Origin of the sequence: Polymorphum gilvum SL003B-26A1 (assembly GCF_000192745.1) — a bacterium.
Lineage (GTDB): Bacteria > Pseudomonadota > Alphaproteobacteria > Rhizobiales > Stappiaceae > Polymorphum > Polymorphum gilvum.
This window is the reverse complement of the sequence record NC_015259.1, coordinates 258,825-285,577: the sequence shown is the minus strand read 5'-3', so window position 1 is coordinate 285,577 and position 26,753 is coordinate 258,825. Positions and strand designations below refer to the sequence as shown.

Annotated in this window: 28 protein-coding genes, 2 tRNA genes and 2 pseudogenes; 20 read left to right on the top strand and 12 right to left on the bottom strand. The window is 65.6% G+C overall.

All coding sequences use genetic code 11. The features are described from left to right. Positions 1–67 precede the first annotated feature (67 nt). The 10 genes from SL003B_RS01420 to SL003B_RS01375 are packed head-to-tail and all read left to right on the top strand — an operon-like array spanning position 68 to position 8,646. Complete coding sequence (locus SL003B_RS01420; protein ID WP_242390370.1) at positions 68–340, top strand: TrbC/VirB2 family type IV secretion system protein; 273 nt, start codon at positions 68–70, stop codon at positions 338–340. After that, on the top strand, positions 340–621 hold the full coding sequence (locus SL003B_RS01415) for a VirB3 family type IV secretion system protein (protein WP_013651043.1): 282 nt from the start codon (positions 340–342) through the stop codon (positions 619–621). The genes SL003B_RS01420 and SL003B_RS01415 overlap by 1 nt, the downstream gene beginning before the upstream one ends. Positions 622–631: 10 nt before the next feature. Further along, positions 632–3,082 carry a conjugal transfer protein TrbE gene (trbE, locus tag SL003B_RS01410; RefSeq protein WP_013651042.1) on the top strand — a complete coding sequence of 817 codons (2,451 nt, stop codon included), beginning with the start codon at positions 632–634 and terminating at the stop codon, positions 3,080–3,082. Positions 3,083–3,086: 4 nt separating this feature from the next. After that, positions 3,087–3,851, top strand: coding sequence for a P-type conjugative transfer protein TrbJ (trbJ, locus tag SL003B_RS01405; RefSeq protein WP_013651041.1), 765 nt, complete (start codon positions 3,087–3,089; stop codon positions 3,849–3,851). A 22-nt stretch (positions 3,852–3,873) separates the two neighbouring features. After that, positions 3,874–4,161: a putative entry exclusion protein TrbK-alt gene (gene trbK-alt / locus SL003B_RS01400; protein ID WP_013651040.1), complete on the top strand. Its 288-nt coding sequence runs from the start codon at positions 3,874–3,876 to the stop codon at positions 4,159–4,161. Positions 4,162–4,167: 6 nt separating this feature from the next. Beyond that, entirely contained in the window at positions 4,168–5,544 is a 1,377-nt protein-coding gene (gene trbL / locus SL003B_RS01395; RefSeq protein ID WP_013651039.1) for a P-type conjugative transfer protein TrbL, read from the top strand. Beyond that, positions 5,541–6,230, top strand: a complete 690-nt coding sequence (gene trbF, locus SL003B_RS01390; protein WP_013651038.1) for a conjugal transfer protein TrbF — start codon at positions 5,541–5,543, stop codon at positions 6,228–6,230. The genes trbL and trbF overlap by 4 nt, the downstream gene beginning before the upstream one ends. Then, complete coding sequence (gene trbG, locus SL003B_RS01385; protein WP_013651037.1) at positions 6,227–7,249, top strand: P-type conjugative transfer protein TrbG; 1,023 nt, start codon at positions 6,227–6,229, stop codon at positions 7,247–7,249. Before trbF ends, trbG begins: the two co-directional genes overlap by 4 nt. Continuing rightward, positions 7,246–8,406 (top strand): TraB/TrbI/VirB10 family type IV secretion system protein, encoded by a 1,161-nt coding sequence (locus SL003B_RS01380; protein ID WP_013651036.1) that lies wholly within the window; start codon positions 7,246–7,248, stop codon positions 8,404–8,406. The genes trbG and SL003B_RS01380 overlap by 4 nt, the downstream gene beginning before the upstream one ends. A gap of 3 nt (positions 8,407–8,409) precedes the next feature. Continuing rightward, entirely contained in the window at positions 8,410–8,646 is a 237-nt protein-coding gene (locus SL003B_RS01375; protein WP_013651035.1) for a DUF2274 domain-containing protein, read from the top strand. Here the strand turns inward: SL003B_RS01375 and SL003B_RS01370 are convergent. The 7 genes from SL003B_RS01370 to SL003B_RS01340 all read right to left on the bottom strand — a co-directional run bounded on the left by SL003B_RS01370 (position 8,624) and on the right by SL003B_RS01340 (position 13,487). Further along, positions 8,624–9,571: a LysR family transcriptional regulator gene (locus SL003B_RS01370; protein ID WP_013651034.1), complete on the bottom strand. Its 948-nt coding sequence runs from the start codon at positions 9,569–9,571 to the stop codon at positions 8,624–8,626. The genes SL003B_RS01375 and SL003B_RS01370 overlap by 23 nt on opposite strands. Before the next feature lie 314 nt (positions 9,572–9,885). Continuing rightward, on the bottom strand, positions 9,886–10,395 hold the full coding sequence (locus tag SL003B_RS01365) for a DUF1269 domain-containing protein (protein WP_013651033.1): 510 nt from the start codon (positions 10,393–10,395) through the stop codon (positions 9,886–9,888). Between the two features lie 128 nt (positions 10,396–10,523). Beyond that, positions 10,524–10,973, bottom strand: a complete 450-nt coding sequence (locus SL003B_RS01360) for a hypothetical protein (RefSeq protein ID WP_013651032.1) — start codon at positions 10,971–10,973, stop codon at positions 10,524–10,526. 30 nt (positions 10,974–11,003) lie between these two features. After that, the gene (locus SL003B_RS01355; RefSeq protein ID WP_013651031.1) at positions 11,004–11,285 is read right to left on the bottom strand and encodes a hypothetical protein; all 282 of its coding nucleotides are present in this window, start codon (positions 11,283–11,285) and stop codon (positions 11,004–11,006) included. 67 nt (positions 11,286–11,352) lie between these two features. Further along, positions 11,353–12,162 (bottom strand): hypothetical protein, encoded by an 810-nt coding sequence (locus SL003B_RS01350; protein ID WP_242390309.1) that lies wholly within the window; start codon positions 12,160–12,162, stop codon positions 11,353–11,355. Further along, entirely contained in the window at positions 12,140–12,748 is a 609-nt protein-coding gene (locus SL003B_RS01345; protein WP_013651029.1) for a sll1863 family stress response protein, read from the bottom strand. Before SL003B_RS01345 ends, SL003B_RS01350 begins: the two co-directional genes overlap by 23 nt. Before the next feature lie 67 nt (positions 12,749–12,815). Continuing rightward, positions 12,816–13,487 carry a CerR family C-terminal domain-containing protein gene (locus SL003B_RS01340; protein WP_041375310.1) on the bottom strand — a complete coding sequence of 224 codons (672 nt, stop codon included), beginning with the start codon at positions 13,485–13,487 and terminating at the stop codon, positions 12,816–12,818. Positions 13,488–13,608: 121 nt separating this feature from the next. Here SL003B_RS01340 and SL003B_RS01335 point away from each other — a divergent pair, with 121 nt between their 5' ends. From SL003B_RS01335 to SL003B_RS01325, 3 genes are read left to right on the top strand one after another with little or no spacing between them, the layout of a single operon-like run. Continuing rightward, positions 13,609–14,208 carry a TetR/AcrR family transcriptional regulator gene (locus tag SL003B_RS01335; protein ID WP_013651027.1) on the top strand — a complete coding sequence of 200 codons (600 nt, stop codon included), beginning with the start codon at positions 13,609–13,611 and terminating at the stop codon, positions 14,206–14,208. A 1-nt stretch (position 14,209) separates the two neighbouring features. Further along, positions 14,210–15,280 (top strand): efflux RND transporter periplasmic adaptor subunit, encoded by a 1,071-nt coding sequence (locus SL003B_RS01330; RefSeq protein WP_013651026.1) that lies wholly within the window; start codon positions 14,210–14,212, stop codon positions 15,278–15,280. Then, positions 15,277–18,582, top strand: coding sequence for an efflux RND transporter permease subunit (locus SL003B_RS01325; RefSeq protein WP_013651025.1), 3,306 nt, complete (start codon positions 15,277–15,279; stop codon positions 18,580–18,582). Before SL003B_RS01330 ends, SL003B_RS01325 begins: the two co-directional genes overlap by 4 nt. A 302-nt stretch (positions 18,583–18,884) precedes the next feature. Here the strand turns inward: SL003B_RS01325 and istB are convergent, their stop codons facing one another. Continuing rightward, positions 18,885–19,655, bottom strand: a complete 771-nt coding sequence (gene istB / locus SL003B_RS01320; RefSeq protein ID WP_013650723.1) for an IS21-like element helper ATPase IstB — start codon at positions 19,653–19,655, stop codon at positions 18,885–18,887. Further along, a complete protein-coding gene (istA, locus tag SL003B_RS01315; RefSeq protein WP_013650724.1) occupies positions 19,652–21,148 on the bottom strand; it encodes an IS21 family transposase in 1,497 nt (498 codons plus the stop codon). Before istA ends, istB begins: the two co-directional genes overlap by 4 nt. Positions 21,149–21,269: 121 nt before the next feature. Between istA and SL003B_RS01310 the strand changes: the two are divergent. Continuing rightward, positions 21,270–22,022 (top strand): annotated as a pseudogene (locus tag SL003B_RS01310) (IS91 family transposase); the annotation flags it as partial. Positions 22,023–22,414: 392 nt separating this feature from the next. Then, positions 22,415–22,543: pseudogene (locus SL003B_RS23155) on the top strand (transposase); the annotation flags it as partial. Between the two features lie 288 nt (positions 22,544–22,831). On the opposite strand, the gene SL003B_RS01305 reads toward SL003B_RS23155, so the two are convergent. After that, positions 22,832–22,906, bottom strand: a tRNA-Gly gene (locus SL003B_RS01305). A gap of 283 nt (positions 22,907–23,189) precedes the next feature. Between SL003B_RS01305 and SL003B_RS01300 the strand changes: the two genes are divergently transcribed. The 4 genes from SL003B_RS01300 (at position 23,190) to SL003B_RS01285 (ending at position 25,785) form a co-directional block, all read left to right on the top strand. Further along, positions 23,190–23,711, top strand: a complete 522-nt coding sequence (locus SL003B_RS01300; RefSeq protein WP_041375731.1) for a prolyl-tRNA synthetase associated domain-containing protein — start codon at positions 23,190–23,192, stop codon at positions 23,709–23,711. A 109-nt stretch (positions 23,712–23,820) separates the two neighbouring features. Then, a complete protein-coding gene (gene trxA, locus SL003B_RS01295) occupies positions 23,821–24,825 on the top strand; it encodes a thioredoxin (RefSeq protein ID WP_013651023.1) in 1,005 nt (334 codons plus the stop codon). Positions 24,826–24,891: 66 nt separating this feature from the next. Further along, positions 24,892–25,569 carry an LON peptidase substrate-binding domain-containing protein gene (locus tag SL003B_RS01290; protein ID WP_013651022.1) on the top strand — a complete coding sequence of 226 codons (678 nt, stop codon included), beginning with the start codon at positions 24,892–24,894 and terminating at the stop codon, positions 25,567–25,569. Positions 25,570–25,593: 24 nt separating this feature from the next. Next, positions 25,594–25,785 (top strand): Trm112 family protein, encoded by a 192-nt coding sequence (locus SL003B_RS01285; RefSeq protein WP_013651021.1) that lies wholly within the window; start codon positions 25,594–25,596, stop codon positions 25,783–25,785. A gap of 41 nt (positions 25,786–25,826) precedes the next feature. On the opposite strand, the gene SL003B_RS01280 is transcribed toward SL003B_RS01285, so the two are convergent. Together SL003B_RS01280 and SL003B_RS01275 are read right to left on the bottom strand one after the other, a co-directional pair. Beyond that, a complete protein-coding gene (locus tag SL003B_RS01280; protein WP_013651020.1) occupies positions 25,827–26,147 on the bottom strand; it encodes a DUF167 family protein in 321 nt (106 codons plus the stop codon). Between the two features lie 4 nt (positions 26,148–26,151). Next, entirely contained in the window at positions 26,152–26,484 is a 333-nt protein-coding gene (locus SL003B_RS01275) for a YggT family protein (RefSeq protein WP_013651019.1), read from the bottom strand. Between the two features lie 173 nt (positions 26,485–26,657). Here SL003B_RS01275 and SL003B_RS01270 point away from each other — a divergent pair. Beyond that, positions 26,658–26,733 (top strand) — tRNA-Ala (locus SL003B_RS01270). The last annotated feature ends 20 nt before the right edge of the window (positions 26,734–26,753 follow it).

The window sequence follows — 26,753 nt, the reverse complement described above, 5'->3', positions numbered from 1 at the left end:
GGCCGGAGCCTCCGTGCTGCGCGGCGCCTATGACCGGCTCGCCAGCTCGACCGCGCTCGTCACCATCATGATGATGACGGCGGTTCCGGCCGCTCACGCCTCCGGCTCCTCGATGCCCTGGGAAGCGCCGCTCCAGAAAATCCTCGAATCCGTCGAGGGGCCGGTCGCCAAGATCGTCGCGGTCATCATCATCATCGTCACCGGCCTGACGCTTGCCTTCGGCGACACGGCCGGCGGATTTCGCCGCCTCATCCAGATCGTGTTCGGGCTCAGCATCGCCTTCGCGGCCAGCTCGTTCTTCTTGAGCTTCTTTTCGTTCGGCGGCGGGGCGCTCATCTGATGGCGGCCGGCTTCGAACAACTCGACGCCGTGCCGGGATTCTCCGTGCCGGTCCATCGCGCGCTGACCGAGCACATCCTGCTCGGCGGCGCGCCGCGCTCCATCGCCATCATGAACGGCACGATCGCCGGAGCCGTGGGTCTCGGCTTGCGCCTCTGGCTGGTCGGCCTCGCGATCTGGGCGATCGGCCACTTCGTGGCGGTATGGGCGGCTCGGCGCGATCCGCTCTTCGTGGAGGTCGGTCGCCGGCATCTGCGCATCCCCGGCCATCTTGCGGTGTGAGGGCGCTCCCATGATGAACCTTGCAGAATACCGCCGCGCCTCCGCTCGTCTCGCCGACTATCTGCCCTGGGCGGCTTTGGTCGGCGCCGGTGTCGTCCTCAACAAGGACGGCTCGTTTCAGCGCACGGCGAAGTTTCGCGGTCCCGATCTCGATTCCGCCGTCGCGGCCGAGCTGGTCGCCGTCGCCGGGCGCCTCAACAACGCTTTCCGTCGCCTCGGCTCCGGCTGGGCGATCTTCGTCGAGGCGCAGCGCTCCGAGGCCGCGACCTATCCCGACAGCCGCTTTCCCGATGCGGCCTCGGCGCTCGTCGATTCCGAGCGCAAGGCCGATTTCGAGGAAGAGGGCCAGCACTTCGTTTCCGGCTACTTCCTGACCATCCTCTATATGCCGCCGGCCGAGGAGGCCGCCCGCACCGAGGCTTGGCTCTACGAGGGCCGCGAGCGTTCCGGCATCGATCCGCATGAGGCGCTACGCGCCTTCACCGATCGCACCGATCGCGTGCTCGCACTGCTCGACGGTTTCATGCCGGAATGCGCCTGGCTCGATGACGGCGAGACGCTCACCTATCTGCATTCGACCATCTCGACCAACCGGCATCGCGTCCGCGTTCCCGAGACGCCGATGTATCTCGACGCGCTGCTCGCCGACCAGCCGCTCACCGGCGGGCTGGAGCCGCGCCTGGGCGAGCAGCATCTGCGCATCCTCACCATCGTCGGCTTCCCGACCGCGACCACGCCCGGCATTCTCGACGAGCTGAACCGGCTCGCCTTTCCCTATCGCTGGTCGACGCGCGCCATCCTCCTCGACAAGACCGACGCGATCCGCCTGCTGACCAAGATCAGGAGGCAGTGGTTCGCCAAGCGCAAGAGCATCGCCGCGATCCTGAAGGAGGTGATGACCAACGAGCAATCCGTGCTCGTCGACACCGACGCCGCGAACAAGGCGCAGGACGCGGATCTCGCGCTTCAGGAACTCGGCCAGGACTTCGCCGGCGAGGCCTATGTCACCGCGACCGTGACCGTCTGGGACGCCGATGCCCGTACGGCCGACGAGAAGCTGCGTCTGGTCGAGAAGGTCATCCAGGGGCGCGACTTCACCTGCATGCCCGAGACCATCAACGCCGTCGACGCATGGCTCGGCAGCCTACCGGGCCATGTCTACGGCAATGTCCGGCAACCGCCGGTCAACACCCTCAACCTTGCCCACATGATTCCGCTCAGCGCCGTGTGGGCCGGGCCGGAACGGGACGAGCATTTCGGCGCGCCCCCGCTGCTTTACGGCAGGACCGAAGGCTCGACCCCGTTCCGGTTTTCTTTGCACGTCGGCGATGTCGGCCACACGCTGGTCGTCGGGCCGACCGGCGCGGGCAAGTCTGTCTTGCTTGCCCTCATGTCCTTGCAGTTCCGCCGTTACCCGCGTTCGCAGGTCTTCGCCTTCGATTTCGGGGGCTCGATCAGGGCGTCCGCGCTCGCCATGGGCGGCGACTGGCATGATCTCGGCGGCGACCTGACCGATGGCGCGGAGGGCTCGGTCTCCCTCCAGCCGCTCGCCCGCGTCCATGAGGTGCCCGAACGCGCCTGGGCGGCCGACTGGATCGTCGCGATCCTCCTGCGCGAGGGCGTGCAGATCACGCCCGAGGTCAAGGAGCATCTCTGGACCGCGCTGACCTCGCTCGCTTCCGCGCCGCTCGAGGAGCGGACAATCACCGGCCTGACCGTGCTGCTCCAGTCGAACGACCTCAAGCAGGCGCTGCGACCCTATTGCGTCGGCGGTCCCTACGGCCGGCTGCTCGACGCCGAATCCGAGCATCTCGGCTCAGCGTCCGTGCAGGCCTTCGAGATCGAGGGGCTCGTCGGGACCGGCTCGGCGCCGGCCGTGCTCGCCTATCTCTTCCACCGCATCGGCGACCGGCTCGACGGGCGTCCGACGCTGCTCATCATCGACGAAGGCTGGCTTGCGCTGGACGACGAGGGCTTCTCCGGCCAGCTCAGGGAATGGCTCAAGACGCTGAGGAAGCGAAACGCAAGCGTCGTCTTCGCCACGCAGTCGCTCTCCGACATCGACAACAGCAGCATCGCGCCGGCGATCATCGAAAGCTGCCTGACCCGCGTGATGCTCCCGAACGAGCGCGCCGTGGAGCCCCAGATCACGGCAATCTATCGGCGCTTCGGCCTCAACGACCGGCAGATCGAGCTGATCGCCCGCGCCACGCCGAAGCGTGACTACTACTGCCAGTCGCGGCGCGGCAACCGCATGTTCGAACTCGGCCTGTCGGAAGTCGGGCTCGCGCTCTGCGCTGCCTCCTCGAAATCCGACCAGACGCTGATCTCCCGCATCTTCGCCGAGCACGGCCGCGACGGCTTCCTCGCCGCCTGGCTCGACGCGCGGGACGCCGCCTGGGCGGCCGACCTCATCCCAGACCTCATCAACATCGAACCGCAACCCGAACAGGAGACGTGAATCCATGACCCGCAATCCGCCCCGCCTTGCCATGACGCTGCTCGCCGCCACCATGCTGTCGGCGCCGCTCGCCGTCGCGCCAGTCCTGACCACGCCGGCGCATGCGTGGAGGATCGTCTACGACCCGACCAACTATGCGCAGAACGTCCTTCAGGCCGCCCGCGCGCTGGAGCAGATCACCAACCAGATCACCTCGCTCCAGAATGAGGCGCAGATGCTCATCAACCAGGCGAAGAACCTGGCTAGCCTGCCGTTCTCCTCGCTCCAGCAGCTTCAGCAGTCCGTGCAGCGCACGCAGCAGCTCTTGAGCCAGGCGCAGAACATCGCGTTCGACGTCGGGAAGATCGATCAGGCGTTCAACACGCAGTACGGCAACGCCTCCATGACGGCGACGCAGCAGCAGCTCGTCGCCGACGCCAAGAGCCGCTGGCAGAACACGGTCGGCGGTCTGCAGGACGCCATGCGCGTGCAGGCCACCGTGGTCGGCAACATCGACACCAACCGCACGCAGATGTCGGCGCTGGTCGGGCAGAGCCAAGGCGCGACCGGTGCGCTTCAGGCGACGCAGGCGGGCAACCAGCTCCTCGCCCTCCAGGCGCAGCAGCTCGCCGACCTCACCGCCGTCATTGCCGCGAACGGCCGCGCGCAGGCGCTCACCGAGGCCGAGCGCTCAGCGGCGGCCGAACAGGGCCGCGAGCAGCGCCGCCGCTTCCTGACGCCCGGCTCCGGCTACCAGCCGGGCGGCGCGAAAATGTTCAACGGCAACTGAAGCGCCAGGAAGGGGGACCGTCATGGACGGCAAGATGCTGGCCCGGCTGGGTGCCGTCGTCTTCGTGGCCGTCGCGATCACCGCGACGGCCATCGAACTGACCCGGAAAGAAGAGGAGCCGACGCCCAAACCGGCGCGCGCCGTCGAACGGTCGACCGATCCGCTCCGAAACGAGCAGCGCCGGTGCCAGCAGCTCGGCGAGGCGGCCGGTAAGGACGCCGGATGCCTGCGCGTCTGGGCCGAGACCCGTGACCGCTTTCTCGGCCGCGCGCAGCAGCCGGTAGCGCCCGCAGCCAATGACGAACGGTGAGCGCAGATGGGCAGCACCGGCGTCATCGACAATTTCCTCTCGGTCTTCACCTCCTACATCGACTCGGGCTTCGGCCTGCTCGGCGGCGAGGTGGCGTTTATTGCGACCACGCTCATCGTCATCGACGTGACGCTCGCGGCCCTGTTCTGGAGTTGGGGCGCAGACGACGATATCATGGCGCGGCTTGTGAAGAAGACGCTGTTCGTCGGTGCATTTGCCTACCTGATTTCCAATTGGAATTCGCTCGCGAAGATCGTCTTCGACTCCTTCGCCGGCCTCGGGCTCAAGGGATCGGGCACCAGCTTCAGCGCCGCCGACCTGCTGCGCCCCGGCAAGGTCGCTCAGACCGGGCTCGACGCTGGCCGGCCGCTGCTCGATTCCATCTCCGATCTCATGGGCTGGATCGCGTTCTTCGAGAACTTCATCCAGATCGCGTGCATGTTCTTCGCCTGGGTGCTGGTCATCCTTGCCTTCTTCATCCTCGCCATCCAGCTCTTCGTGACGCTGATCGAGTTCAAGCTGAGCACCCTCGCAGGCTTCGTGCTGATCCCGTTCGGCCTGTTCGGCAAGACGGCGTTCATGGCTGAACGCGTGCTCGGCAACGTGATCTCGTCGGGCATCAAGGTGCTCGTCCTCGCCGTCATCATCGGCATCGGCTCGACGTTGTTCTCGCAGTTCACCGCCGGCTTCGGCGGCCAGACCCCGACCATCGACCAGGCCATGGCGATCGTCCTCGCCGCGCTCTCCTTGCTCGGCCTCGGCATCTTCGGCCCTGGCATCGCCAATGGCCTCGTCTCCGGCGGGCCGCAGCTCGGCGCGGGCGCCGCCGTGGGCACCGGCCTCGCGGTCGGAGGCGCGGCGCTCGCCGCAGGCGGCGGCGCGGTGCTGGCCGCCAAGGGTGGAGCCCTTGCCCTGTCAGGCGGTGCGGCCGCCGCTCGTGGCGGAGCCGCCGCGGCCGGCGCCGCATCGTCCGCCTACACGCTCGGCTCCATGGGGCAGTCCGGCGCGTCCGGCGTCGCTTCCGGCCTTGGGGGCGTCGCGCGCGCCGCGGGCTCGGCCGGGGTCTCGCCGCTTCGACGCGGGCTCGCCCGCGCCGCCGCGAGCCTCAAGTCGAGCCATTCGGGCGGCTTCAAGGGCGCCTTCGAGACGACGGGCGGCTCCTCGACCATGGGCACGGTCGGCGGCGGCGCGGCCGCCGCCAATGACGCCTCGGCCGCTGCGTCCGCCTCCGCAACCCCGAACACGCCGCCGGCCTGGGCGCAGCGCATGAAGCGCGGCCAGGCCGTCAGCCACGGCGTCTCGGCGGCCGCGCATGCGGTCCGCTCCGGCGACAGCCACGGCTCCGGCTCCTCCGTCAATCTCTCCGAAAGCGACCGCTCATGAACATCTTCAGGCGACCAGTCACCCATTACGGCAAGACCCCCGAACCCGAAACGCCCTACCAGAAGGCGGGCCAAAGTTGGGACGACCGCATCGGCTCCGCGCGCGTCCAGGCCAAGAGCTGGCGCTACGTGGCCTTCGGCTGCCTCGCGCTCTCGGGCGGCTTCGCCGCCGCGCTCGTCGTCCAGTCCGCGCGCGGCACCGTCGTTCCCTGGATCGTTCAGGTCGACAAGCTCGGGCAGGCTCAGACCGTCGCGCCGGCGAGCGCCGACTATCGCCCGACCGATCCGCAAATCGCGTGGCACCTCGCCCGCTTCATCGAGCAGGTCCGCTCGGTCCCGGCCGATCCGATCATCGTCCGGCAGAACTGGCTGCGCGCCTATGAATTTACCACGGACCGCGGCGCGGCGGCGCTCAACGACTATGCCCGCGTCAACGACCCCTTCACGAAGGTCGGCAAACAGCAGGTCGCCGTCGAGGTGTCGAGCGTCATCCGGGCGTCGCCGGAAAGTTTCCGCATCGCCTGGATCGAGCGCCGCTACGAGAACGGTCAGCTTTCGACCACCGAACGCTGGACCGCCATCCTCACCATCGTCGTCCAGCCGCCGCGCGACGCCGAGCGGCTCAAGGCCAATCCGCTCGGCATCTACATCAACGCCATCAACTGGTCGCGGGAGATGGGACAATGACGCCGTATGCCCGTAACGCCGGAAAGCCGGCTTTCCGTAAATCCGTGATCTCGGCTTTGCTGGTCTCGACCGCGATGCTCGGTGGATGCGCTTCGGCGAAGAAGCCGCCCGAGATCAGCTACGATTCCGACGTGCCGCCGCTTCCAGACGTGCCGGCCGCAGTGACCGACACGACGCCAAAGCCGGTCCACGTCCCACCGGCCTGGTCGGTCAGCCGCGGCGGCAACGCCGCGTCCACGCCGACCGCGCGCGTCGAGAACGCCAATCTCGCGGCTCGCGTGGAGCCACGCCGCGAGGGCTATTACAACGCCATTCAGGTCTATCCGTGGAGCGAAGGCGCGCTCTATCAGATCTACGCCTCGCCCGGACAGATCACAAACATCGCGCTGGAGCCCGGCGAGAGCCTGACCGGCGCCGGGCCGATCGCCGCCGGCGATACGGCGCGCTGGATCATCGGCGATACCGAGAGCGGATCGGGCGTGACGCGGCGCGTCCATGTGCTGGTGAAGCCGTCGCGCGCCGACATCTCCACCAATCTCGTCATCACCACCGACCGTCGCACCTACATGGTCGAGCTGCGCTCGCGCGAGAAACCCTACATGCCGTCCGTGGCCTGGTCCTATCCACGCCCGCGCGGAGGGTCGGGGCAGGCGATCCCCGCCACACCGATCATCCCGGCCGTGACGACGCGGAACTATCGCTATGGGCTCGCCTCTGGCGACAATCCGCCCTGGAAGCCGGTTTCGGTCTATGACGACGGCCGCCGCGTCTACATCGAGTTCCCGCGCGGCATCGTGCAGGGCGAGATGCCGCCGATCTTCGTGATCGGTCCGGAGGGCGAGGCGCAGATCGCCAACACCCGCGTCCACCAGAACATCCTGATCGTCGATCGGCTGTTCGGCGCGGCCGAGCTGCGCCTCGGCAGCGGCAAGCGCCAGCAGACGGTCCGCATCGAGCGCATCGACGGCTCCCAGCGCGCCTCGAACGTCCGGCACGACAAAGGAGGGCAATCGTCATGACCGATACCGAGAACAACGCAGCCCCGCCGATGCGCCTTCGCACCGAGGCCCCGCGCGTCACCCGCCTTTCGCGCAAAGTGCTGGCGGGCGCTGGCCTCGTCGTCTCGCTCGGCATCGGCGGCGCTCTGATCTATGCGCTCCAGACCCGCGATCGCGGCGCGGACGGCGAGGAGCTGTATTCGACCGAGAACCGCGCCACGGCCGACGGGCTCGCGGGCCTTCCCCGCGACTATACCGGGCCGATCCTCGGGCCGGCGCTGCCCGGCGATCTCGGCCGCCCGATCCTCAGCGCGCAGAATGAGGGCAAGCCAATCACGCCGACCGCTGTGCCGAACCCGACCGTGGATCAGGAGGAGCAGCGGCGACGCGCCGAGGAGGAGGCCGCGCGCACCAGCCGCGTCTTCTTCCAGACGGAGACCCGCACGGCCACCAATTCCGGCATCGGCGCCGAGGCGGGCGCGGCCGCCGGAGCCGGCATGCCCAACCTGACCGGCCTCGGGCTCGGCGGGACGATGGCGCAGGACCGGCAGAACGCCTTCCTCAACGCGGCCGTCGATCGCCGCACAACCGCGACCGATCGTGTCATGGCGCCGGCGTCGCCCTTCGTGCTCCAGGCCGGCGCGGTCATTCCGGCCGCGCTGATCACCGGCATCCGCTCAGACCTTCCGGGGCAGATCACGGCGCAGGTCACGGAATCGATCTACGACAGCCCGACCGGCCGAATCCTGCTCGTGCCCCAGGGCACGCGCATCATCGGCCAGTACGACAACTCCGTGCAGTTCGGCCAGCGCCGCGTGCTGCTCGTCTGGAACCGGCTGATCTTCCCCAATGGCCGCTCGATCGTGCTGGAGCGCCAGCCCGGCGCCGACACGCAGGGCTATGCCGGGCTCGAGGACGGCGTCGACTACCACTGGTGGGACCTCGCCAAGGCGGCAGGCCTCTCGACGCTGCTCGCGGTCGGGGCCGAACTCGCGACGAGCGACGAGGACCGCCTGATCCGCGCGATCCGCGACGGCTCGCAGGACACCATCAATCAGGCCGGACAGCAGATCATCCAGCGCCAGTTGCAGGTGCTGCCGACGCTGACCATCCGACCCGGCTTCCCGGTCAGGGTCATCGTCACCAGAGATTTAGTGCTCGAACCATACCGGGGGTGATCCATGACGAAGCTCAAACTCGGTCCGATCGCCGACGACAAACCGGTCAAGGTCGCGGTCGAGTTGCCCGCCGCGCTGGCGCGCGACCTTGCCGCTTACGCCTCCCTGCTGGCCCGAGAATCCGGCCAGCCGATCGCCGATCCGATGAAGCTGATCGTGCCGATGCTGGAGCGTTTCATTGCCACCGATCGCGGCTTCGCCAAGGCGCGCCGGACGGTCACGTCCAACCGTCAGGGTTGATCGGCGGCGAACCGAAGCGCTTCTTCGACAGGCTCCTGGCGAGGCTCAGCATCCGGCGCAGCGCGGGATTGTCGTTGCGCGGCGACCAGACCGCGCAGAACGGCAGCACATCCGTCATAAGCAGCCGATAGGCCACGCCCGGAAACATCGTGCCGGTCGTGGCCTCGCTGGTCAGCGTGATCCCTTCACCCAACGCCACCATCTGCATTAGCGTGTCCCTGTTGTAGACCGGGCATCGCTCGACGCTCGGATGATGGCCAAGCTCCGCGAGATGCTTCACGAGATAGTCGTGGATCTCGGGGCCGGGCTCGGCCTCGCTGACGATGAAGTGCCGCCCGCGCAGATCGGCCCATTCGATCCGTTCCTTCGCGGCCAGCTCGTGCGTGTCCGGCAGGACGACGAAGACGCGCTCGCACCAGAGCCGCGTCACCTCGCATCCCGTCGCTCGCGGTTGGCCTGTGAGGAAGGCGACATCGATCTCGTGCAGCCGCACGGCCGCGACGTGATCGGCCGGAGCGCCCTCCACGAACTTCGTGCGGACGCCGGGATGCTGCTCGCGGTAGCGCTCCAGCAGCTCGGCGATGAAGCCCGACGCGAGCGAGGTGAAAATGCCGATCCGAAGCACGCCTTCCTCGACCCGGCCGGCCGCACCGACCTCCTTGACGGCTAGATCAATCTCGTTGATCGCGCGTCGCGCGCGCCTCACGAAGTTCTTGCCGGCCTCGGTGAGCGTCACGCCGCGCTGATAGCGGATGAACAGCGCCGCCCCGGCGTCGTCCTCCAGATCGCGGATGCGCCGGCTGATCGCCGATTCCCGCACGCCGACCGCGAGCGCCGCTTGCCGGAAGCTGCCATGCTCGGCCGCCGCGATCACATAGCGAAGCTGTCGGAGCTGGATTTCTGGATCGCGGTCACGTCGAGGCAATCACCTCGACTCCTTGCCCTTTGGTTTGTCTGGAATGGCTCGCGGAATTGACTTCCAGGGCTCTGCACTTAGGTGCAATGAATTTATTTTGTTGGCAGGTTTGAGCAGATAGACAAAATAGGGTGAAATTCATTGCCATAAACATTCTTGAACCAAGATAATTACTGGCCCAGACAAAATACTGCCGATAATGATCATCTGTGGCAGGACGCGCATAAGCGGCCTGCCACACACTTCCATCGCTTTTCGCCCTCTGTTGAGAAGAGATTTTTCCTTTCCCTTCTGGCACTGTCCAGCGCCTCCAATTCTATGGTTTAGGTACTTGAAAGAGCCTCTTGAAGCTTCTTTTCCTGTTCCGGCGACAACGAGGTCTTGAGCACACGCGCCTGCACGCCCGCAAATTCGGCGAGCACCTTCTCCGGCTGGGCTTTGCGGACCAGGATAAACAGCGCCGAACTTTCGGAAGGCAGGGTCGAGGCGAGGGACTTTATGAACGCGTCGTCGATCCCGTAGTCGGCCAGCGATCCGGACAATGCGCCTGTGCCTGCGCCGACGACACCGCCGATGGCGAGGCCGGCAAGCGGGTTGAGGAAGAGGAGGCCGACGAGAGTGCCCCAGAGGGAGCCGGAAATGAGACCCGAAGACGCCCCCAGGGCTGTCAGGTTGAGGCTCTGTTTCAGATGGACCTTGCCATCCTTGTCACGTATGGCCACGACGGCATCCTCAAGGTCTACGAGGTATTCCTTCTGAAGGCTGGCGAGCTTGAGCAGCACGTTGTCCGCGGTCTCTTCCGCTTCGAAGCCGACCACTATGAGATCTGACATTTGCCTGTTCCTTTCTGACGTTTGAAGTATTGCCGCCATCCGTGATGTTCGCGCCTGAGCATGCGGCACGCTCTTGCGAGGCGGCTTCATAGCTGTTGGCGGGTCGAGTCCCGCCGATTCTTTTCCGATCAGGATTTGCGGGATGCCAGCAGCTTGCGCAAAGCGGAGAGGATGCCGACGCCGAGCGTCAGGCTGCTGCCGAGATTCTCGATGCGATGGCCGGCGGCGTTGAAGAGCTGCGTCACGCCTTGCGTGTCCGCGGCGATCGAATCGAGTGCGGCCGCCTCCATCTCCTCCAGCGCCTGCAGCTCTGGCGAGCGAGGCTCGTGCAACGTGTAGGCGAGGAGGACAAGGGCGCAGACGAGATAAATCCCGGCAATCGCCAGCGTCGCGCCAAGCGCGCCGAGGGAAGGCACGATCGCGAGAAACAGCGCATAGGTCGCCAGCCCGGCGGTGACGATGGACGCGGCCACGGCGAGCGCGCCGGCGATGGCGCGTCGGATAAGTTGCTGGAGGAGCACCTGTCGGCGCAACAGCGCTACGCGGCCATAGAGTTTTGCGGAATTGAACGTGGACATGACTGACCTTTCGGGTGAGGCGGCAGGTTGTTAGCGAAGCTGGCGTCCGATCACGACTCCGGCGGCCAGTCCGACACCCAGCGCGGCGAGCGCCGTTAGCCGCGGGAACCTGTCCAACTCCTCGGCGAACTCGTCGAGCGTCGCGTTGACTTCCTTCAGGAGGGTTTCGACATCGTGCGGCTCCGAAACACGCTCCGCCAGCGGTTCCTGGGACGCCGCCGCCGGATCTTCATTTCCATTCACGGACGGCGCCCTGCGGGCGAGGGCCTGGAACTCGTCGCGCAGGGCCTGGATCTCACTCATCAAACTCATTCGCTTTCTCCTTAAAACTGTGCCGGAGGCGGGATTGGGGCGAACCGCCGCCTCCGGCCCATAGGGACTATTTCGTTGCGTCCTCTATGGATTTGCGGATCGAGGCGTAGTTGTCGAGGAAGAGTTGCTGCGCATCTGCGTAGCCTTGCTTCGCCGTCTCCCATGCCTCCGCCGACGCATCCTGGAGCCGCCCGATGCGTGCGCGCGCCTCGGCCCTGGCGTCGTCGATCCTGGCGTTCAGGTCGGCGATCCTCGCGTCGATCGCCGCGCGCTGGTCGGCGGCGAGCTTCTCTGCGTCCGCCCTAAGGCCGTCGATCGACGTCTGCCATGCTTTCTGCCGGGCTTCGAGTTCGGCTTCCAGGATTGCCCTTCGGGTCGCCAGATCGGATTTTGCCGCTTCGAGATATTCATCCCGCGTGGTCTGGAACGCGGCCCAGCTCTCGTCGAGCGACCTGCGGGCTTCGGCAACCTGTGCGTCCGTCCAGGATCTGGCGCTGGCCGCGGCTTCATCCGCCTTGGCGCGGTATGCGTCGCGCCGCTCGCGAAGCGTCTTCAGCGCGGCTTCCGCGCGCTCGCTGGCTTCACCTTGAAGCCTCGCCGCATCCTTCTCCAGAATGGTGATGCTGACGTCGAGTTCGGTAAGCCTGTCCTGCGACCATTCGATGGCCTGTCGTGCAAGCGAGGGATCGTCCTGGGCTGCTGGCTGGGTTTGCGAGGTGGTATCCTGCGCAAATGCAACCGGTGCGGCAAAAACTGCGGTCTGGGCGAGAAGCGCCAGCGCAACAGCGGATAATCGGAGTTTCATTGTCTTGTTCTCCTTGAGCTTTTGTGGTTGACCATCGGAAGCGCGCCGATCACAGCAGCTTCGAGAAGGCATCCTTGATCTTCTGGATCGTGCGGTCGTGGACAGCCCTGGCATCGGCAAGGCCGGCCTTCACCGCAGTCCAGGATTCGTCGCCGGCATCCTTCGCCTCACCGATCCGCGCCTGGAACTTTTCGGCTTCGTCGGACAGCCGCTTGATGGCGGCGTCCAGTTCCTCGCGGGCTTTCTCCACGGCGTTCTCCGCCTGCTCGCGCAGTTCGCTGAACGACGCTTCCCAGGATTTGCGCTGCGCCTCGGCCCGCGCCACGACGACATCGCGCACGGTATCAGCCTGATCCTTCGCGGCAGACAGGAAGGCCTGGAAGGCGGATTCGACCTCGATCCATTCCGCATCGAGCGCGTCCCGTACATCCTCGACACCGCTCTTGACAACGGCAGCCTCCAAGCGGAGCTGGTCGTAGTAGCTTTTGACCTTGGCGCGGGATGCCTGAAGGCGTGCGAGCGCCGCGTCGGCCTGGGTCCGGGCATCCTCCTTCAGCTTGCCGGACGTCTTTTCGACCTTGGAGATGATGGTATCGACATCGTCGAGACGCTGCTTGGCCCAGGAGACGGTTTCATGGGCATTGAACTGATCACTCATAGGATGTTTCCTTTTCTGACTGTAATGAGGATGAATATTTGAAACGCACCACTTTGCGAGCGGTCCGTCATTGACTGCGATGGATCGAAAGAAAGTCGCTGCGGCAGAGATCGCGGACCATGCCTTCGATCTGCTCGACGCCGCTCGCCGGAACCTCCGTCCACGACATGCCGCGCAGCATGATGCCGCGCAAAAACCTGAAGCCGGCAATCGCCGTCACGATCGCGCTGATACGCAGCCGCAGCGCCTCATCTTCAGGGGAGCGTCCGGAAATCTCGCTGGCCGCGCGCATCAGGCGCTCCAGCATCGGACCAACTGCTCGCTCGTAGATGAGAACGAAGGCTTCATCGTTGTCATAGGTGCAGCGGGCGACGAACGATGTCCATGAATGGGGTTCGGCATCTTCCACGATGATATGGAGAAGATTGATGAGCGCCATTTCCAGGCGCAGCGCACCGTCAGCGGAATGATTGTTGTCCAGAACGCCGACCGCTTCCTCGAAGCGTCCAGCCGCGTAATCCGCAATCGCCGCTGCAGCGGCCAGATAAAGCTCTTTCTTCCCGCCAAAATGATAGGGGATTGCCGAAAGCGTCGTGTTTGCTGCTTTCGCCAATGCGCGGGTGCTTGCACCTTCGTAACCAACTGCCCCGATTACATCGATTGCAGCCTCGATTAGATGCGCGCGTGTTTTGGCGCTTCGGGCCTCATGACCGCTCTGCTGGTCTGGATGGGTGCTCATCGGCGTCGCTCCTTCGTCTACTCATAAGATAGTTCATACGAACGAACTTTTCAATTGACCCAGATCAACGTCTCCAATATTTCGTGCTTAACGAACGTTCAGGAAGCTGATGGAGGTCGTAATGCAAGTCGCCGATACGCGAGCCGCGATTCTTGAAACATCCGCGCAGCTCTACGCCGATCTCGGCTACAGCGCGGTGTCCATGCGCGACGTGGCGACAAAGGTAGGTGTCACGCCAGCCAACCTCTACCATCACTTCAAGGGCAAGGACGAACTCATTCGCGAGGCGGTGGGTCATTTCTTCGCAGAAAAAACCGCACCGATCGCGGATCTGCTCGAAAGCCAGGGCAAGGATGTCGATCGGCTTAATCTCTTCGTAGAGTATTTCGTCCGGCTGCTGACGGAGGATCGAGTCTTCTTCCGCCTTCTGGTGCGCGAGCTGGTCGATGGGGACGAGAAGCGCCTGGACGATCTCGCCCGCTCCGTTCTCGAGCGCCCGTTCCATCTGATAAGCACTCTTGCCGGGCCGGGGCGGTCGGAAGACGAACGGCTTCTGTCAACCGTATCGATCATCGGCACCATGCTCGGCCACGCCCTTCTGGCGCCCCTTCTTCCCCATCTGCCGGGTGGGCGTCCCGATCACTCCGACGCATCCGTCATTACCGGTCACATTTCCGCGGCCCTGCGTCGCGCCTTCCACTCCAGCGCAAAGGAAAAGTGAGATGCGCAACGTCTCCCGCGCTGCTTCTCTTATCGGCTTCGCCCTGGCCCTCATCGCCGCGCCGAGCGCGTCTGCGCAAAGCTCGGACGGCAGTTCGCCGGCGCTTCCCGTCACGCAGGTCATGCTGGCTGACGTTCCCGTCACCTATACCGTTCCCGGCTCCGTTATCTCGGACGGGCGCATCGAGGTGTCGTCGCGGGTCGTCGGCTTCATCGAGCAGCTCGATGTCCGCGAGGGACAGAAGGTCTCGCGCGGCGATCTGCTCGTGCGCATCGACCAGACCGATATCGACGAGGCGATCCAGCAGGCGCAGGCGGGCGTGCGCGCCGCCGATGAAGACTTGCAGGATGCCGAGTTCGACGTGCAGAAGTTCGAGGGGCTCGCCCGGTCTGGCTCGGTCTCCACAGAGACGCTACGCAAGGCGAAGGTCCGTGTCGATGTCGCCAGGGCGACGCTCGATGGGGCTCGCTCGACGCTGGCCGCAGCCGAAGCACAGAAGGACTATGCCACGATTACCAGCCCCGTCGACGGAGTCGTCGTGTCCGTTGCAAGGCGCAGCGGCGAGATGGCGACGGCAGGTTCAACGATCCTCACGGTGGAATCCCGTGAGGTCCTCCTGTTCAAGGCCTTCGTTTCGGAGGGCAATCTCGCTGCGATAGATCCAAACACACCCGTGACGATACGGATCGATGCGCTCGATAATGCAAAGTTTACCGGACGCATCCGCGGCATCGTCCCATCCGGCGATGATGTGACCCGCCGCTACGAGATCAACGTCATCCTGCCGAAGGATCAACGTCTCCTGCCGGGCATGTTCGGGCGCGCAGAAATCATTCTAGGAACTCAAAAGTCTGTGCTGGTTCCGGCGAAGGCGATCGTCCGCCGGGGCGGCCTCGATGGCGTATTCGTCGTAGAGGAAAGAACAGCGCGGTTCCGCTGGCTGCGCACGGGCCAGGTTCTTGGCGATACCGTCGAAGTGGTCTCCGGGCTGAGCGGCGGAGAGACGATCCTCGCGGCTGCGAACGACGCCGTTCGCGACGGTTCGGCAATCCGGACGGAGGCCGGACGATGAGCGATATCCGGCTGAACTTCGCCGGCCGGCTGGCGCAGGCCTTCATCGCCTCGAAGATGACGATCGTCTTCATCATCGCCGTCGCGCTGATGGGTGTCGTCGCTGTCCTGCAGACGCCGCGCGAGGAAAATCCGCAGATCGTCGTGCCCGCCGCCGCCGTCACCGTCACCTTGCCCGGCGCGTCGGCCGCCGAGGTCGAACAGCTTCTCGTCACGCCGCTCGAAGGCATCCTCAAGGAGATTCCCGGCGTCGACCATATCGAGAGCACCGCGCAGAACTCGGCGGCCATCGTGCAGGTCCAGTTCAAGGTCGGCGAGCCGAGGGAGGAATCGCTGGTCAAGCTCTACGACCGCGTTCTGGCAAGCCGCAGCCGCCTTCCTTCCGACGCCGGCACCCCGCAGGTGCAGAGCGTCGACGCCGACGACGTTCCCATCGTCACCTTCACGCTTGCCTCTTCGGACTATGACGACTACGCGCTCAAGCGCGTGGCCGAGCGCATGGCCGAGCGGCTGCGCAGCACCGAGAACGTGTCGGTGGTCTCGATCAAGGGCGGCCGCGAGCGCGAGATCGCCATCGAGCTCGATCCCGACCGCTTGCAGGCCTTCGGCGTCACCCTGAGCCAGGCCTATTCCGCTTTTACGGCGAGCAACCTGTCCGTTCCCCTGCAACCGACCGTGCGCGACGGCGAGGTCGAGGCGATCAAGCTCTCCGCCTCCTTCGCTTCGGCCGAGGACGTGCGCAACCAAATCGTCGCCGTCTCGAACGGACGACCCGTCTACGTGCGCGACGTCGCCACCGTCACAGACGGTCCGCCCTCCGAGATCATGGCATTCAGCCGGTTCTCCTTCGGCCCAGGCGATGCCCGTGTGAACGAGGCGAACGCGAGGGACATGCCGGCCGTCACCATCGCGGTCGCCAAGAAGAAGGGCGCCAATGCCGTGGTCGTCGCCAATGCCGTGATCGACCGTGTCGAGCGCATGCAGGCGTCCTTCGTCCCCAAGGACATCCAGGTGGTTGTCACGCGCGACGACGGGGAAAAGGCCGATGCCGCCGTGAACCTCCTGCTTGAGCATCTTCTTGTCGCGCTGGGAACGGTCGGCCTGGTGCTGATCTTCTTCCTCGGCTGGCGTGAGGCCATGATCGTCATGGTGACCGTGCCGCTTATCCTGTCCATTACGCTTCTGGCCGACCTGCTCGGCGGCGTGACCATCAACAGGGTGACGCTGTTCGCGCTGATCCTCGCCCTCGGCCTGCTGGTGGACGCGGCCATCGTCGTCATCGAGAACATCCACCGCCATTACGGCTCGGCGAAGGCGGGCGCCGACAAGCAGGCGATAACGATCCTGGCCACCAACGAAATCGGCAACGCCACCAATCTCGCGACCTTCGCGGTCATGCTGGTCTTCGCGGCGCTGTTTCTCGTGACCGGCATGGCGGGCGACTATTTCTATCCCATCGCCTTCAACGTGCCGGTCGCCATGGCCGCCTCTGTCGTCGTCGCCTACATCGTCACACCCTGGGCGGCCAATCGCTGGCTGCATCGCCACGACGTCCAGGAAGAGGAAGCGCATGCCGAGGAGGTCTCGCACGGCGAGCCGGGGCGGATGGAGCGGCTCTACCTGCGTCTCTTCGCGCCGTTGCAGCAACGTCGCCCTGTCCGGCTTTGCTTCGGGCTGGTTATCGTCGTTCTGATGGCGGCGTCCGCCATGCAGGGCGCATGGCAGTTCGTCCGTCCCTCTGGCGTCGGTGGGCCGGTCTCGTATCTCGGCGTGCCGATCGGCTTCCTGCCGAAGGACAACAAGAACACATTCAACATCGTCGTCTCCATGCCGGAAAACACCCCGGTTGAGGAAACCGACCGGTTCGTGCGCGAGATCGCCACAGAGCTCGTGAAAGAGCCGGAGGTCGTGAATTATCAGACCTGGATCGGTCAGGCGGGCGTGGAGGACTTCAACGGCCTGTTCAAGGGCACCGCCGGGCGCATCGGCAATCATGTGGCGGAGATCCGCGTCAATCTCACCGACAAGCATCACCGATCGAAAAGCTCGATCGACATCGCGCGGGAGTTCCGACCGAAGGTCGATGCCGTTCGAGCCACCTGGCCGGGCGCGAAGGTGGCCCTCGTCGAGGACCCGCCCGGTCCACCGCTGCGCTCGACCGTGCTCGCCGAACTCTACGGCCCCGATTCCGAAGGGTTGCGCGCTTTGTCCGCCGAGGTTCGCAAGGCGTTCGAGGAGACCTGGGACATTGTCGATCTGACCGACACGGAGCCGGTCGATGTCCTGGAGCACCGTATCGTCCCCGACAAGGAGAAGGCGGCGCTCTCGCGGGTCTCGACCGCCCAGATCGCCGAGGCACTGACCCTCGTCTACGGCGGCAACACGCTCAGCCGCGCCCATCTCGCCGACGAGCGCAACCCGGTCGACGTTCGCGCCTTCGTGCCGCGCCGCTTCGCCGTCGATCCGACCCGGCTCGACCGCATCTTCGTCGACAATGCGGACGGCAATCCTGTGCCGCTCTCCGAGTTGGTGAAGATCGTTCCCGCCTCGTCAGACCGGCCGATTCTCCATCGCGATGCCGAGAAGGTGACCTTCGTCGGCGCGGAACTGTCGGATTCCGTGCCCTTCTATGCGGTGCTCGACCTGCAAAAACGTCTGGCCGGCATCACCGCCCCGGACGGCAGGCCGTTGCGAACCGGCAATCTCGGCTTCAACGAGGATGTGCCCGACACGATCGACGGCTACCAGCTCCTGTGGGGTGGAGAGATGCGCATGACCCTCGACGTCTATCGCGACATGGGTATCGCACTCGGCGGCGCGCTGCTGGCCGTCTACTTCCTGCTCGTCGCCTATTACAGGTCCTTCCTGATCCCGATGATCGCGATGTCGTCCGTGCCGCTCGGCGTCATCGGCATCTTCCCCGGCCACTGGCTGGTGGGAGCGGATTTTTCCGCGACCTCCATGGTCGGCATCATCGCGCTCTCCGGCGTCGTCATCCGCAACTCGCTGCTGATCATCGACTTCATCCAGGACAATCTCAGGCACAGCATGCCGCTCGACGTCGCAACCCGGCAGGCGGGTGCTGTACGTCTTCGCCCCATTCTGCTCACCACGCTCGCCATCATCCTCGGCTCGGCGATCATGGTGACGGACCCCGTCTTCGGAGGACTTGCCATCTCGCTGATCTTCGGCACGGTGGTCTCCACCGCGCTCACCGTCTTCGTCGTGCCGGTCCTCTATGAACTCGACGCGAGGAGGCGGCTCCGGCGCGTTGCCTCGAACAGCGAAGAAGTCGCCGAATGATGGCCAAGCCGACGTTCGATCCCGGCGCCGGCAAGCCTCGCCGGGATTGCAACCGTGTCCGGGAAGCCTGCCCACGCTCAGGGCGATATGGAGAAGAGCATGAGAAGACTGATGGCATGCGCCGTGACTTTGACAGTGTGCTATCTCGCAGCGTGCTTCGTGTTGTGTGTCAACGGCGGAGCAAAAGTCGTCCATTGGGCGGCGTAAAAGTAGGCCACCTGACGCCGCACGCGGGGAACGTCGGGAGGGCGTAGCCCGACCAGAGTTTCCCGCGTGCGGCGTTGGCGACTTTTTGAGGGGCTTCAGCCTGCCCTTCGGGCGCGGCTTTGAGCGAGACGATAGCTGTCGCCGTTCATCTCGAGGATGTTGACGTGGTGGGTCAGCCGGTCGAGCAGTGCGCCGGTCAGCCGTTCCGATCCCAGCGTCTCGGTCCATTCGTCGAATGGCAGATTGCTGGTGATCAGGGTGGCACCGCGTTCGTAGCGTTGCGCGATCAGCTCGAACAGCAATTCCGCCCCGGTCTTTGACAATGGCACGAAGCCCAGTTCGTCGATGATCAGGAGCTTGTAGGCTGCCATCTGCTTCTGGAAACGCAGCAGACGTCGCTCGTCGCGCGCCTCCATCATCTCGCTGACCAGGGCAGCGGCGGTCGTGAAGCCGACGGACAAGCCCTTCTGGCAGGCGGCCAGACCGAGACCGAGCGCCACATGGGTCTTGCCCGTGCCGCTGGGGCCAAGCGCGATGACGTTCTCGCGCCGCTCGACCCATTCGCAGCGGGCCAGCTCCAGCACCTGCATCTTGTTGAGCTTCGGGATAGCGGCGAAGTCGAAGCTGTCGAGGCTTTTGACGACCGGGAACCTCGCCGCCTTGATGCGGCGTTCGACCTTGCGGCGATCCCGTTCGATCATCTCCTGCTCAGCAAGCCGAGTGAGGTATCCGACATGGTCCACGCCCTGTGTGGCGCAGAGCCGGGCCAGCTTCTGATACTCGCGCTGGAAGGTCGGCAGCTTGAGGGTCTTGAGCGTGTGGGAGAGCAGGATCGCAGGGGGATTGTCTGACGCTTGGGTGCTCATGCGGCATCTCCCGCATGCGTCGACAGAAGCCGCATATAGGCCTTTGCCGATGTCTTCTCGACGGTGGCTCTTGGCAGGTACGGGTAGATGGACAGGTCCAGTCTCGGCGGCCGCCGCTCCACCTGGCACAGGAGAAGATGCTTGACGGCATCGAAGCCGATGGCCCCGATCTGGAGGGCCTGCTTCACCGCCACATGCAGATCGGCAAGCTCGAAGCTTTCCAGCAGCCGCAGCACCTGCACATACTCGCGCCGGCCATGCTTTGCCATGCGCGCTTCCATCAGGCGGCGCAGCGTGGCGAACGCCTCGGGCAGATCCCAGCCCTGAAGAGGAGCGGCCTGATCCAGCGCGTTGATCTTCTGTTCGATCAGCGGCAGGTAATGCAGCGGGTCGAACACAACGTCTTCCCGTTCCCAGCTTCGAGGATGACGAGCGATGATCTCGCCACGGCAGCCGATCACCACCTCGTCGACATAGCCCCGGATCCATACATCCTGATGGCCGAAGGCGACCGGGACGGAGTAGTCGTTGGTCCTGTAGCGCACCAGCGCCTGGGAAGAGACCCGACCGCTGGCCTGATCGCAGGCCTCAAAAGGCGAAGCTGGCAGCGGCCGCATCGCCGCAAGATCGCGCTGCAGCCGTTCTGCGATCGTCTCGCTCTCGCCGCGCAGCCTGTCGCGCTGGCGCTTGCGGCATTGCTCTTCCAGCCAGGCGTTGAACTCATCCCACGTCGCAAAGCGCGGGATCGGCACCATGAAGTTGCGACGGGCATAGCCGACGAGGCCTTCGACGCTTCCCTTGTCATTACCCTTGCCGGGGCGGCCATAGCGATCCCGGATCAGGTAGTGGGACAGGAAGCCGCTGAACAGCACTGTCCGCTTGCGCGTGCCATCGGCCAGGATCTTCGACACCAGGCAGCGGTCGTTGTCATAGACGATCGATTGTGGCACCGCCCCGAAGAAGGCGAACGCATGGACGTGGCCATCAATCCAGGCCTCTGACACCGCCGCCGGATAGGCCCGCACATAGCAGGCGTCGCTGTGCGGCAGGTCGAGCACAAAGAAGTGCGCCTTCTGCTCCACGCCGCCGATGACAACCACAGCCTCGCCAAAGTCAGCCTGCGCGTGGCCCGGCGGATGCGATAACGGCACGAACACTTCCTGCCGGCGCTGCTCCCGCTCGCGCATGTAGTCCTTGATGATCGTATAGCCGCCGGTGAACCCGCACTCAGCCCGCAACCGGTCGAACACACGCTTGGCCGTGTGGCGCTGCTTGCGCGGTACCTTCAGGTCTTCGTCCAGCCAATGATCAATGGTCGAAACAAAGGCGTCCAGCTTCGGCCGACGCACCGGGGCCTGACGGCGATAGCCCGGAGGCGTCGAATACGACAGCATCTTGGAAACGCTGTCGCGTGAGATATTGAAATGCTTCGCTGCCTGACGTCGGCTCATCCCCTCCGAGACCGCCAGACGCACCTTCAGATATAAGTCCACGGTGTAGATCCCCTGACCCTCCTGCACATGTTGCAGAAGGAAAATAGGTGGACGACTTTTACGCCGCCCGCGGCAGGACTATCCCGCCGCTACCGTGGCCGAATTTTGCACCGCCGCTCTCATGCTGCACAGCAGGGGCCAGACTCTCACCTACCATCCCCACCTGCATTGCATCGTGCCGGGCGGCGGCGTCTCGCCCGACGGCACGCGCTGGATCTCGTGCAGGCCGGGCTTCTTTTTGCCCGTGCGCGTGCTGTCGCGCCTGTTTCGCCGCCGCTTTCTGGAGGAACTGCGCGCAGCCCATGATGCGGGCCGGCTGGGCTTCTTCAGCGATCTCGCCCACCTGGCAAAGCCTGATGCCTTCGTCCGTATGCTCGCCGAAGTCCGTCGCCTCGCATGAGTGGTCTACGCCAAGCCGCCCTTCTGCGGGCCGCAACAGGTGCTGGCCTATCTAGGCCGCTACACCCATCGCGTCGCCATTGCCAACTCCCGGCTGATCAGCATGGACGACGATCGTGTCGCGTTCCGCTGGCGCGATTATCGCTATGGCGGCAGGACCAAGGCCATGACGCTCGCTGCCCGCGAGTTCATCCGCCGCTTCCTGCTGCACACCTTGCCCGACGGCTTCCACCGCATCCGCCACTACGGCTTTCTCGCCAATGGTCATCGAACCACCAGGCTCGAACTGTGCCGCAGGCTGCTGGCCAAACCGCGGCAGAATGCTCTCGAACGGGACGCCGAAAGCATCGCTGTCGCCGCCGAGCCCCTTGCGACAACGCATCGCTGCGCTTGTTGCGGAGGACCGATGATCACACTCGCCATCTGGCGGTGCGGACAGGCGCCGCCGCACCCTTTCTGGAACGACACCTCATGATCGCGCCCGATGCGTCCTTATTGCCATGCTCCGCATCCGTCGCCATGGGCGCCGGAACGCCAACTCTTGGCCCATCGCACGTGGGCGCAAGCTGTCAGGCCGGTGACGAAAGGCGCAGCAAGCTGGCCGACGGCGCCCGCCATCAACATTCCGCCCTCTATCGTGGCGTCCTTCGTCGCCTTCGCATCCCGAGAGCCCTTCGTCTGCCCGGCGAAGACGATCCCGACCGCTCCTGCCGGCTACAATCCCCATAGCGCCAGTCCTGCCCGCGGCTCCGTTCAATCCGGCTTGCAATGAGGTCCGACGTCGGGCCCGCGTGCCCCGCCTGTGCCCCCGGACCTCACAGAAGCCTCCAGATTCCCTTGAGGGCCGTGTCGTGATTCACGCTTGGGATGTGGACCGAGCGGAGCCGCGGCCGAATGGCCGAGATTGCTAGGAAGACGAAGCGCTACCCGTCTGATCTGACGGACGAGGACGGGGCGCAGATCGCGCCGTTGATGCGCAGGCCCGGCAGTCGAGGCCACGCGGTCCACGCTCGACCAGCGAAACATGGCGCTGGCCTCCGAGCGATGCGCTCTTAAGATCGACTTGCATGTCTGACACCGACACCTCGTGCGACGAATCACGGGCACGAAGTTGGAGAGCGCACAGTCCCGATTGGAGGCGAACCGTCGCAAGAGTGTCCGAGGATATCCAGAAATGCGCGCTCGTGTGCTTACACAATGCTTACACACTTGCCGCAAAAAAGCCGTGTAAGCAGCAACCCCCCGAAGGGCGTTTGCTAAGTTGCTGCATTTCTTGAGAAAGTCTGGAGCGGGCGAAGGGATTCGAACCCTCGACCCCAACCTTGGCAAGGTTGTGCTCTACCCCTGAGCTACACCCGCATTTTCTACCCGGCTGAGAGCCTTTCGGCTCACCCGCCAGCGAGGTGGGCTGTATATGGACCAAGCCGCAGCGGATTGCAACAGGGTTTTTTCGCGCCTCGCGCCGCCGCTTCCCGCCTGTGGACACGCTGTGGAAGACGCCCGCACGGGCCCGCTCGCGCGCCGCGCTCGACGGCCCGGCACCGCCGCCCGCAGGCTCTTGAGGCGCGCCGTGCCGATAAGCTACAAGCGGATCGACTTCCCCTCGGCGCGTTCCAGCGTCGCCCGCCTTCCGGAGCCTGCCATGCCCGCCACCCGCGCCGATCTGATGGCCTTCCTCGACGCGCTCGGCATCGCGACCACGACCGTCGAGCATCGGCCGGTGTTCACCGTCGCCGAAGGCCTGGACCTGCACGAAGCCATTCCCGGAGCACACACGCGCAACCTGTTCGTCAAGGACAAGAAGGGCCGGCTTTTCCTGATCGTCGTCCTCGCCGACGCCACCGTCGACCTCAAGCAGGCCCACCATGTGCTCGGCGCACAGGGGCGCGTTTCCTTCGGCAGCGCCGAGCAGCTAATGGAGGTGCTCGGCGTGCCGCCTGGCTCGGTGACGCCCTTCGCGCTGATCAACGACCGCGCCGCCCGGCGCGTCACACCGGTGTTCGATGCAGCGATGATGCGCCACCCCGTGCTCAACTACCACCCGCTCACCAACGACGCGACGACGACCATCGCGCGCGACGATCTCATGGTCTTCGCTCGCGCCTGCGGCCATGAGCCGCTGGTGCTGGCGGTGAGCGATGAAGCGAAGGCGCAGGGTTTGTAATTCTCCCGCCGTGGCGCCATGTTAGGCGCAAAGGCTGGACATGGTTCGGCGGAGCGTCTTCACGGCGAAGGCCTCCTTCCGTCCCTGAGTTTCGACAGAGGCAGATGCAATGAGCGGTGGCAGTTTCTCCATGGGCGGTTCTGTGGGCGGTGGCTTCGGCGGCGGCTATGGCGGTGGGCCGGGCGGCGCGTCAGGCGGCGCGTCAGGCGGCGCGCCGAACGGCGGTTCGGACGCCGGAGGCGAGGCGGTGATCCGCGACGTGACGACTCAGAGCTTCATGAAGGATGTCATCGAGGCGTCGAAGACCCGTCCTGTGCTGGTCGATTTCTGGGCACCCTGGTGCGGCCCGTGCCGCCAGCTGACGCCGGTGCTGGAAGGCGCGGTCAAGGCCGCCAAGGGCGCGGTGCTGCTGGCCAAGATGAACATCGACGACCACCCGGAGGTGGCCGGTCAGCTCGGCATCCAGTCCATTCCGGCGGTCATCGCCTTCGTCAATGGCCAGCCGGTCGACGGTTTCATGGGCGCCCAGCCGGAAAGCCAGATCAAGGCCTTCATCGAGCGCCTGGGCGGCAAGGCGCCGGGCGCGGCCGAGACCGAGCAACTGCTCGAACAGGCCGATGCCCTGCTCGCCGCCAAGGACTACGGCCAGGCGGCGCAGCATTTCGGCGCCGTGCTCCAGATGGCGCCGGACAGCGTGCGCGCGCTCGCCGGCCTGGCCCGCTGCTATCTCGGCACCGGCGACGCCGCCCGCGCCCGCCAGGCGCTGGAGATGGTGCCCGAACCGGGCCATGCCGATCCCGCCTACACGGCCGCCGTGGCCGCGATCGAACTCGCCGAACAGGCCGAATCGCTCGGCGACCTCGCCGAACTGCAGAGCCGCGTCGCCGCCGATCCGGCCGACCACCAGGCCCGCTTCGACCTGGCGTTGGCACTCAACGCACGCGGCGACAAGACCGCAGCGGTCGACCAGCTGATCGAGATCGTGCGCCGCGACCGGGCCTGGAACGACGACGGCGCGCGCAGGCAGCTGCTGCAGTTCTTCGACGCCTGGGGCTTCAAGGAACCGGCCTCTGCCTACGGCCGGAGAAAATTGTCGTCCGTTCTGTTCTCCTGAGCGTATAGGGCGAAGCGGCGGCAGCCGCTTCGCCCCGAAACCTGACAGCCGGGAAAGGACCACGCCATGCGGGCAGGCAACGCCCAATACGACACGCCGGCCGACCTGCCGGCCGCGCTTCCCGTGTTTCCGCTCGCCGGCGCCCTGCTGCTGCCGCGCACCCAGTTGCCACTCAACATCTTCGAGCCGCGCTATCTCGCCATGGTCGACGCTGCGCTGGCCGGCAGCCGGCTGATCGGCATGATCCAGCCGGCACCCGACGCGCCGGCCGACGCGCCCCGGCCCGCCCTGTCGGCGGTCGGCTGCGCTGGCCGACTGACCGGCTTCCAGGAGACCGGTGACGGTCGCTACCTGATCACGCTTCAGGGTGTCGCCCGCTTCCGCATGCGCGTCGAGATGGACGCCATCACGCCGTTCCGCCAGGTCGAGGCCGATTTCGCCGAATTCGCCCACGACCTGAAGCCCGGCCACGGCGAGGAAGCGGTCGACCGCGACGGCCTGCTCAAGGCCTTCCGCGCCTATCTCGACGCCAACGACATGGACGCCGACTGGGACAGCGTGATGAAAGCCGACACCGAGGTGCTGGTCAACGCCCTGTGCATGATGAGCCCTTATGGCGCGCCGGAAAAGCAGGCGCTTCTGGAGGCCTTCGACCTCAAGACCCGCGCCGAGACCCTCGTCGCCATCACCGAGCTCGACCTCGCCCGGGGCAGGAGCAGCGACGGCGGCGCCACGCTGCAATAGAGATATCGATTGAGGATGCCCGCCATGAACGAACAGGCTGCGCGCAAGGTCGACCGGAAGCTGCTCGAACTGCTGGTTTGTCCGGTCACCAAGACCACGCTGGAATACGATGCCGAACGCCAGGAACTGATCTCCCGCGCCGCACGGCTCGCCTACCCGATCCGCGACGGCATCCCGATCATGCTGCCCGAGGAAGCCCGCAAGCTGGAGGAATGATCCGGATCGGTTACGCGCTCCGGGATCCGGTCCGCGTCCCGCTATCCGGTAAGCGCTTCCAGCGCGGCGGCCAGAGCCGCCGCGTCGCCGGAGACCTTCAGCGTCTTCAGCCGCGCGCCGGCGCCCGCGTCGATCGCCACGGCCGATTTCGGCACGCCCAGCGCCTTGGCGATCAGCGCTTCCAGCGCCGCATTGGCGGCGCCCTTTTCGGGGATCGCGCGCACCCGTGCCAGCACCACCGGCCGGCCGTCGGACAGTTCGCTGCAGCCCTCGACCGCATCCTTCCCCGCGCGCGGCGTCAGCCGCACGTCGACGGCGAGCCCTCCGGGGACCGCCCGCCAGGGCCGCGCCGCGCCGGCCATCGGCTCAGAACACGTTGGGATAGATGTAGCGGATGATGATGTTCTGGACCAGGAACACGCCGAGCAGCAGCACGATCGGCGACAGGTCCAGGCCGCCGAGGCTCGGCATGAAACGCCGGATCGGGCGCAGCAGCGGCTCGGTCAGATTGTACAGCATCTGGCCGATCATCGAGATGACCTGGTTGCGCGGATTGACGACGTTGAAGGCGTAGAGCCAGGAAAAAATCGCGCTGGCAATGATCACGTAGGTGTAGAGATTCAGCACCAGCAGAACGACGTCGAGAAGTGCGCGCATGAGGTCCGTTCCTGTCGGGTCGGCGAAAAATGGGTCGGCCATGATGTAGCCGCGCCTCCCGTCGACCGCAAGACGCGATCTGTCGTCAGGGTTTCCGCACCCCTTGCGCCCCCGCCGCCGCGGGCCCGCAGCGGCTCCGATCCGGCACCCCGGAACGGCGACGCGAAACGCTTGACAGGAGGACGCCTCCTCTCCTAAATGCGCGCACCCGGAAAGGGGCCGTAGCTCAGATGGGAGAGCGCTGCAATCGCACTGCAGAGGTCAGGGGTTCGATTCCCCTCGGCTCCACCAGGTTTCCTGTCGACGTGAAA